The sequence below is a fragment of the Neobacillus cucumis genome, from assembly GCF_016908975.1.
Taxonomy (GTDB): Bacteria; Bacillota; Bacilli; order Bacillales; family Cytobacillaceae; genus Neobacillus; species Neobacillus cucumis.
Map to the genome: position 1 here is coordinate 208,056 of NZ_JAFBEX010000011.1, position 8,100 is coordinate 216,155.

Below are 8,100 nucleotides of genomic sequence, written 5' to 3' on the forward strand. Positions count from 1 at the left end.
ACTATAAATTTTTTTATTATAAATACATGAAATTCTAATTTTCGTGTAAACTAATAATAGACAAGCTGTCGGAATTTGACTTTTTGTGTTGGAAAAATATACCTATAGCCTCACTTGGTAACAGTGGTCTTTTTTAAATAAAGGTAAGCACGTTGAATTTAGTCTCTAGAGCAGCATATCCGTGCTGAAGCTTAAAATAAAAGTCCGTTCTTACAACCATTCGTGCAACCTTACGTGGGCTTTAGAAGGGAGTCAAGTAATGGAAAAACTTAAAATTGCGGGCGGATATCCGTTAAAAGGGACAGTTCGCATCAGTGGAGCTAAAAATAGTGCTGTGGCGCTAATTCCTGCAACCATACTGGCAGAATCACCCGTAACAATTGAAGGATTACCGGATATTTCCGATGTTGAGATCCTAAAAGACTTGCTGGAGGAAATCGGCGGTAAGGTTGTAATGACTGAAGAGGAAATGACGGTTGACCCTTCAAACATGATTTCAATGCCGCTGCCAAACGGTAAGGTTAAAAAGCTGCGCGCTTCCTATTATTTAATGGGTGCCATGCTCGGACGGTTTAAGAAGGCGGTAATTGGTCTCCCTGGCGGGTGCCATCTCGGTCCAAGACCGATTGACCAACATATTAAAGGCTTTGAAGCCCTTGGTGCTCAAATAACAAACGAGCAAGGTGCGATTTATCTGCGTGCAGACGAACTGCGCGGTGCCCGTATTTACCTAGATGTGGTCAGTGTCGGAGCAACCATAAATATCATGCTGGCAGCAGTACGCGCTAAAGGGCGGACGATTATCGAAAATGCTGCAAAAGAACCGGAAATTATTGATGTGGCCACATTGTTAACTAATATGGGTGCGAAAATAAAGGGTGCCGGAACCGATGTGATTCGGATTGATGGTGTTGAGAAACTTCATGGCTGCAGACATACGATTATACCAGACCGGATTGAAGCAGGGACCTATATGATTTTAGGTGCTGCTGTCGGTGAAGGGGTTTTGGTCGATAATGTGATTCCGCAGCATTTAGAATCTTTAATCGCTAAACTCCGCGAAATGGGCGTGCGCATTGAGACGGGAGATGACCAAGTGTTTGTCGATGGATCAGCCAGTTTGAAAGCGGTTGATATCAAAACGCTTGTTTATCCGGGATTCCCAACCGATCTGCAGCAGCCATTTACCACTTTGTTGACGAAGTCGTCAGGTTCAAGCGTGGTGACCGATACTATTTATGGGGCCCGTTTTAAACATATCGATGAGTTAAGAAGAATGAATGCGAATATTAAAGTTGAAGGGCGCTCTGCCATAATTAATGGTCCCATTCAACTGCAGGGGGCGAAAGTGAAGGCAAGCGACTTGCGTGCCGGAGCAGCCCTTGTCATAGCAGGTTTGCTCGCTGAGGGGATTACGGAAGTAACAGGCCTCGAGCACATTGACCGTGGCTACAGCAACCTAGTGGAAAAACTAAACGGACTCGGAGCAACCGTTTGGCGCGAAGCCCTAACAAAAGAAGAACTCGAACACCTAAACCGGTGACAGGCACCATTAATAATATGTAGGCAGTATTAATTGCTGACGTATCATGGGAAGAGGCTAGATTTTTCAGTCTAGTCTCTTCGTTATAATTGAATTTGGTTGGAAATATGTACCTGATATGGAATAAATAAATTTTAGTTGATTAATTTTTTGAACAAAGGGTAAAATAGTAATTGTTTTTATTATGCATATTTTCTGCAATTCTATTCATTTCTTTTTCTACTTCAATTTTCATTTCCTCTAATATCGAATATTATCTAACTGGACAATCTCTCGCTATTCAAAAAGCGGATTTGCTGGAAAAATTTTAAAGAGTGGTGTACAAATGGACTTAACAATTTCAAGTTTAGAAAATATGAAGCTGAAGGAACTTTATGAGCTTGCTCGCGAATATAAAGTAACCTATTACAGCAAATTAACGAAAAAAGAATTAATTTTTGCAATTTTAAAATCTCGCGCTGAGCAACAGGGCTTTTTCTTTATGGAAGGCGTCCTAGAGATTATTCAATCAGAGGGCTTTGGCTTTTTACGGCCAATCAACTATTCGCCAAGCTCTGAGGATATTTACATTTCCGCATCGCAAATCCGCCGTTTTGACCTCCGCAATGGGGACAAGGTGTCCGGTAAGGTTCGACCTCCAAAAGAAAATGAACGTTATTATGGTTTACTTCATGTTGAGGCTGTTAATGGGGAAGACCCGGAATCCGCGAAGGAGCGTGTCTATTTCCCAGCGCTGACTCCTTTATATCCAAATAGACAAATGAAGCTGGAAACAACACCGAAGCATTTATCGACGAGGATAATGGATGTGGTTGCACCGGTTGGTTTTGGCCAGCGTGGTTTGATTGTAGCGCCGCCAAAGGCCGGAAAAACGATGCTGTTAAAGGAAATTGCCAACAGCATTACAACCAACCACCCGGATGTCGAGTTAATTGTACTGTTAATTGATGAACGTCCGGAAGAGGTAACCGATATCGAGCGCTCTGTTGCAGGCGATGTGGTCAGCTCGACGTTTGATGAAGTGCCTGAGAATCATATTAAAGTGGCTGAGCTTGTACTTGACCGGGCAATGCGTTTGGTTGAACATAAGCGCGATGTCGTGATTTTGATGGATAGCATAACGCGTTTGGCGCGTGCCTATAACTTAGTTATTCCGCCAAGCGGCCGTACACTTTCCGGTGGTATTGACCCGGCTGCGTTCCATCGTCCGAAGCGTTTCTTTGGGGCTGCCCGTAATATTGAAGAGGGCGGCAGCTTAACGATTCTGGCGACTGCACTTGTCGATACAGGTTCACGGATGGACGATGTCATTTATGAGGAATTCAAAGGAACAGGTAACATGGAGCTGCATCTTGACCGCAGTTTGGCTGAGCGCCGTATTTTCCCTGCGCTTGATATTCGCCGCTCGGGTACTCGTAAGGAAGAGCTGCTCATTCCGAAGGATCATTTGGATAAATTATGGGCAATTCGCAAATCTATGTCAGATTCACCAGATTTTGCCGAGCGCTTCTTGAAAAAATTACGTCAGACGAAATCCAATGAAGAATTCTTCGCTCAATTAAGCGAAGAGCTGAAGACTAGAAGGTCGTAGGAATTTGCTATCTGGACAAGCCGTATAGAGGGACGGATTTGAGTACCTTTTTAAAAAAGAAACCAACAAATCCCAACTTGCAAAATACGGTTTGCCTTGTTATAATGGGTGCAGTGTGTTTGAAGTATTTCATGCTTGTCCCTAAAAGACAGGCATTTATATAACTCTGTTTCGAATGATTCAGGGCGGAAGGAGATGAAAAGAATGAAAGCAGGAATTCATCCAAATTATAAAATGGTTACGGTGACTTGTGCATGCGGTAATACATTTGAAACTGGTTCAGTTAAGAACGAAATTCGCGTTGAAACTTGTTCAGAATGTCATCCATTCTATACTGGTCGTCAAAAATTCGCTGAAGCTGGCGGACGTGTTGACCGTTTCAACAAAAAATACGGCCTTAAATCACAACAACAATAATGACTCAAAAACAGGCAAGAGGACCTATGGCTTGCCTGTTTTTTATTGAAAAAAATTATATTTGACATAGATTCAGCTGTAAAAATACTTAAATATAGTTGAGATTTCAGCTTACAATATACAATATAGTTCGTAGAGGGTTCGTTATAGGAAGGAGACGCCGTTTATGTATTTAATGAAGCAAAGCGGATGGGTTGAGGTTATCTGTGGCAGTATGTTTTCCGGGAAATCAGAGGAATTGATTCGTCGGGTACGAAGGGCTCAGTTTGCCAAACAAAATATAGCTGTGTTTAAGCCGAAAATTGATAATCGCTATCACGAGCATTCTGTTGTTTCCCATAATGGCACTTCTTTTCATGCGACGCCAATTTCCCATTCAATTGAGATTTTGCATCATGTAGAGGCGGATGTCGATATCATTGCGATTGATGAGGTTCAGTTTTTTGATGAGGGAATTGTCCGAGTGGTTCAGCAGCTGGCTGACAGAGGACACCGTGTAGTATGTGCCGGTCTGGATATGGATTTCCGTGGGGAGCCGTTTGGGCAGATGCCTGCGCTAATGGCGATTGCGGAGTCGGTAACGAAGCTCCAGGCTGTATGTACGGTATGTGGTTCGCCGTCGAGTCGAACACAGCGGTTGATTAATGGTCGCCCGGCATCTTATCATGATCCGGTTATTTTAGTGGGCGCAGCTGAAGCCTACGAACCGCGTTGCCGACACCACCACGAAGTACCAAAAACAACACCAGTCACCACCCGCTAAAATAAGTGGTGCCTGTCACCAAAAAGGTCATTAGCAAAGTGAAAATATAAGTTACGGTGCCTGTCACCTTTAACACTGTCTGGGATTAAGTTCCTGGGCAGTTTTTTGTTTTTGCGCGAAATTCTGGTGGGAATCGGCGGAATTCTGGTTCAAACAGGTGGAATTATGATTTTAACGGGTGGATTTCTGGTCCAAACAAGTGGAATTATGTTCAGAATAGGTGGAATTATTATCATTTTAAACTGCCACCCGCGCACACGGGCACCTGCATTAACATCCAACACCCATACCCATCTACCCTTGGAAAGATTTCTCTTGCTCAAATTAGCTTAGGCCCGGGCAATATAGTAAGAGGAGGTGTAAGGATGCTGAAAAAGTGGCTGTTACTTGAGAGTATCATCGTATTATTGATCATCAGTGGCTGTCAGACCCAAAGCAAACAAGGGTCTAACGACCTCCGCAACGATAATGCCACCCACAACATGTCCATCCGTGGAAAAGACGGAGATGGACCTGATAGCATAAGCGACCGCGGCAAGAACAAAAAGCATTTGGTCGAAGATGATATTACCAACCAAAACCCGAATTTCCTCGATCTTAAGCACACGGGCAGCGGTGGAGAGGCCGGGGCCAACAATCATGGCAACGACATTAACAAAGCCAAACAAGTGATTGCTGGAACAAACGAGTTCACTACAGATTCGGTCTGGATTAACGGCGATCGGATGTGGGTAACGGTTTATAAAAAAGGGGCGCAATCCAATTATGATAGAAACGATGCAGAAGCCCGGCTCCAACGTAAACTCGTTCATGCAATTCCGCGTTATCATATAGAGGTACGTATTAAAGATAACCACAGGTAACATGCTCTAACTTTTATGGGGCATGTTTTTTTTGCCCAAAAATGCTTTTTAAATTTGTCCTCCCTCAATTTGGTTTTGACGGGGGTTTTCACCTATACTATAATTAGAATGTTATGGACTAAAACTCGAGGTGAATGAACTGTGTTTGATCGTCTTCAATCCGTGGAAGATCGCTATGAAAGGTTAAATGAACTTTTAAGCGACCCAGAAATTATTAATGATACAAAAAAGCTTCGCGAATATTCAAAAGAGCAAGCTGATATACAAGAAACAGTACAAACTTACCGTCAATATAAAGAGGCTCGTGAGCAGCTTCAAGATGCAAAGGCCATGCTTGATGAGAAGCTTGATGCTGAAATGCGTGAAATGGTAAAAGAAGAAGTCAGTGAGCTTGAGAGTCAAATCGAAGAGCTTGAAGCGAAAATGAAAATTCTTCTTGTGCCAAAAGACCCGAACGATGACAAAAACGTTATTTTTGAAATCCGCGGCGCTGCGGGTGGGGAAGAGGCGGCATTGTTTGCGGGAACTCTTTATCGGATGTACAGCCGTTATGCAGAGGCACAAGGCTGGAAAACAGAATTGATTGATGCCAGCCCAACAGGTCTTGGTGGCTACAAGGAAATTAGTTTTATGATTAATGGTCAAGGTGCATACTCCAAATTAAAGTTTGAGAGCGGTGCCCACCGTGTACAACGTGTACCGGAAACCGAGTCAGGCGGTCGGATTCATACATCAACGGCAACGGTGGTATGTTTACCGGAAGCGGAAGAATTTGAATATGAAATTCATGAAAAAGATATCCGTTTTGATACGTTTGCTTCAAGTGGTGCCGGTGGACAGTCCGTTAACACGACAATGTCAGCAGTTCGTTTGACACATCTTCCAACCGGAATTATGGTATCCATTCAGGATGAAAAATCGCAGCACAAAAACCGTGATAAAGCGATGAAAGTATTACGTGCGCGTGTATATGATAAGTTCCAGCAGGAAGCGCAGGCAGAGTTCGATCAAACTCGAAAGGCGGCAGTTGGTACAGGTGACCGTTCGGAGCGGATTCGTACCTACAACTACCCGCAAAATCGTGTGACTGACCACCGTATTGGTTTAACGCTTCAAAAGCTAGATCAAATCGTGGAAGGAAAGCTTGATGAAATCATCGATGCTTTGTTTATGGATGACCAAGCGAGAAGATTGGATGCGGCAAATGAAGAATAAAGTGTTTGAGGCCCTAAACTGGGCTTCTTCTTTTTTAATGGAGGCGGGGCGTGACCAAAATGCAGGGGAGCTATTGCTCCGTCATTTTACTGGGATGTCGCGTTCGCAACTGTTTGCTAACATGCGAGAGGATCTGGATTCGGGCGTATGGGAGTCATTTGAAAAAGCAGTCCGGGCTCATGTTGAGCAAGGGGTACCTGTACAATACATCATGGGCTCTGAGGAATTTTATGGACGGACATTTATCGTCAATGAAGAGGTCCTGATTCCAAGACCGGAAACGGAAGAACTTGTCTATGGAACACTCCAGCGGATAAAGAAACTCTTTGACAGCGGCCAACAAATCCGGATTGCCGACATCGGCACAGGCAGCGGCGCCATCGCCATCACGCTAAAACTCGAAGCAGAAGTGAGATCGATGGTGACAGGCACCATTGTGACCGCTACGGATATTGCGGAGGGGTCGCTGGCGGTGGCGCGGGAGAATGCGACTCGGCTTGGGGCTGATGTTAGGTTTGTTAAAGGGGATCTGCTCCTGCCGTTTATAGCGTATGGAGAAAAACTGGATGTGGTGGTATCAAATCCGCCTTATATTCCGAACAGAGACATGGAAACCATGTCTGAGGTGGTAACCGAGCATGAGCCGCACCGTGCCCTTTTTGCCGGTGAAGATGGTTTGGATTTCTATCGCCGATTTATGGAGGAACTGCCGCAGGTCCTTGCACCAACGGCTCTTGTCTGTTTCGAAATCGGCATGGGGCAAGGGAAAGCCGTAGCAGAACTCCTCTGCCAGACCTTCCCGCAGGCTAATGTCGAAATTGTTCATGATATCAATGGCAGGGATCGGATGGTTTTTGCCGAAATAAAAGAGTGTTAAATCAACGTTGATTTAACACTCTTTTTATTCCTTGCCTATGATAAACAAAACACTCTATTGATTGGAGCGGAAGGCGTTCGACTCCTGCGGGAGTGAGGGGCAGGGGAGACCCCACAGGCGCTTTTGCGAGGCCACTGAAAAAGTCCACATTTTAAGCAGTTGAAAGGTAGATTTTATCGACCTTTCAACTGCTTTTTTGTTTTATAATAAAATTATTAAATTTTACGGTGGTATTCAGATGATTTCCGATCAAGAATCTTTTACTCTTAGTCCATATATAGCAATTTACGATCTTGTTGTCCCACAAGAAAATATGCTTCGACAAATTAAAGAATTAGTGGATTTTTCGTTCATTCTTGAAGAATTAAAAACGAAATATTGCCTAGATAACGGGAGGAATGCAGTGCCACCAATTCGAATGTTCAAATATCTATTACTGAAGTCGATTTATGATTTGTCAGATGTAGATATCGTACAGCGTTCCAGATATGATATGTCGTTTAAGTATTTCCTCGACATGGCACCAGAAGACCCGGTAATAGATCCTAGTTTGTTAACAAAATTTCGTAAGCACCGTCTTAAAGATGTGGGCTTATTAGAATTACTTATTGGGAAAACCGTTGAAATTGCACTTGAAAAGGAAATTATAAAAAGTAAAACAATAATTGTGGACTCCACACATACGCAGTCACGTTATAACCAAAAGTCGCCAAAGGAATTTTTGCAAGAGAAGTCCAAAAATCTTAGAAAAGCAGTCTATCAAATCGATGAATCAATGAAGGAGAAATTTCCACCAAAATCAACTTCTGACGAAGTTGAAGATGAATTGAA

9 protein-coding genes are annotated in these 8,100 nt (G+C 43.5%); all 9 read left to right on the forward strand.

The features are described from left to right. Positions 1 to 259 precede the first annotated feature (259 nt). On the forward strand, positions 260 to 1,543 hold the full coding sequence (murA, locus tag JOC76_RS16550) for a UDP-N-acetylglucosamine 1-carboxyvinyltransferase (RefSeq protein ID WP_205179218.1): 1,284 nt from the start codon (positions 260 to 262) through the stop codon (positions 1,541 to 1,543). 325 nt (positions 1,544 to 1,868) lie between these two features. After that, complete coding sequence (gene rho / locus JOC76_RS16555; protein WP_205179220.1) at positions 1,869 to 3,134, forward strand: transcription termination factor Rho; 1,266 nt, start codon at positions 1,869 to 1,871, stop codon at positions 3,132 to 3,134. 204 nt (positions 3,135 to 3,338) lie between these two features. Continuing rightward, positions 3,339 to 3,551 carry a 50S ribosomal protein L31 gene (gene rpmE / locus JOC76_RS16560; protein WP_205179229.1) on the forward strand — a complete coding sequence of 71 codons (213 nt, stop codon included), beginning with the start codon at positions 3,339 to 3,341 and terminating at the stop codon, positions 3,549 to 3,551. Positions 3,552 to 3,717: 166 nt separating this feature from the next. Continuing rightward, positions 3,718 to 4,314: a thymidine kinase gene (locus tag JOC76_RS16565; RefSeq protein ID WP_205179231.1), complete on the forward strand. Its 597-nt coding sequence runs from the start codon at positions 3,718 to 3,720 to the stop codon at positions 4,312 to 4,314. Positions 4,315 to 4,425: 111 nt separating this feature from the next. Beyond that, on the forward strand, positions 4,426 to 4,647 hold the full coding sequence (locus tag JOC76_RS16570; protein WP_205179233.1) for a hypothetical protein: 222 nt from the start codon (positions 4,426 to 4,428) through the stop codon (positions 4,645 to 4,647). Between the two features lie 32 nt (positions 4,648 to 4,679). Next, complete coding sequence (locus JOC76_RS16575; protein WP_205179235.1) at positions 4,680 to 5,177, forward strand: hypothetical protein; 498 nt, start codon at positions 4,680 to 4,682, stop codon at positions 5,175 to 5,177. Between the two features lie 141 nt (positions 5,178 to 5,318). Then, positions 5,319 to 6,392 (forward strand): peptide chain release factor 1, encoded by a 1,074-nt coding sequence (gene prfA / locus JOC76_RS16580; RefSeq protein WP_205179237.1) that lies wholly within the window; start codon positions 5,319 to 5,321, stop codon positions 6,390 to 6,392. Beyond that, positions 6,382 to 7,269: a peptide chain release factor N(5)-glutamine methyltransferase gene (gene prmC / locus JOC76_RS16585; RefSeq protein WP_205179239.1), complete on the forward strand. Its 888-nt coding sequence runs from the start codon at positions 6,382 to 6,384 to the stop codon at positions 7,267 to 7,269. The genes prfA and prmC overlap by 11 nt, the downstream gene beginning before the upstream one ends. Positions 7,270 to 7,507: 238 nt before the next feature. Then, positions 7,508 to 8,100, forward strand: a 593-nt coding sequence (locus JOC76_RS16590) for a transposase (protein ID WP_205179241.1), incomplete at its 3' end; no start/stop codon positions are given.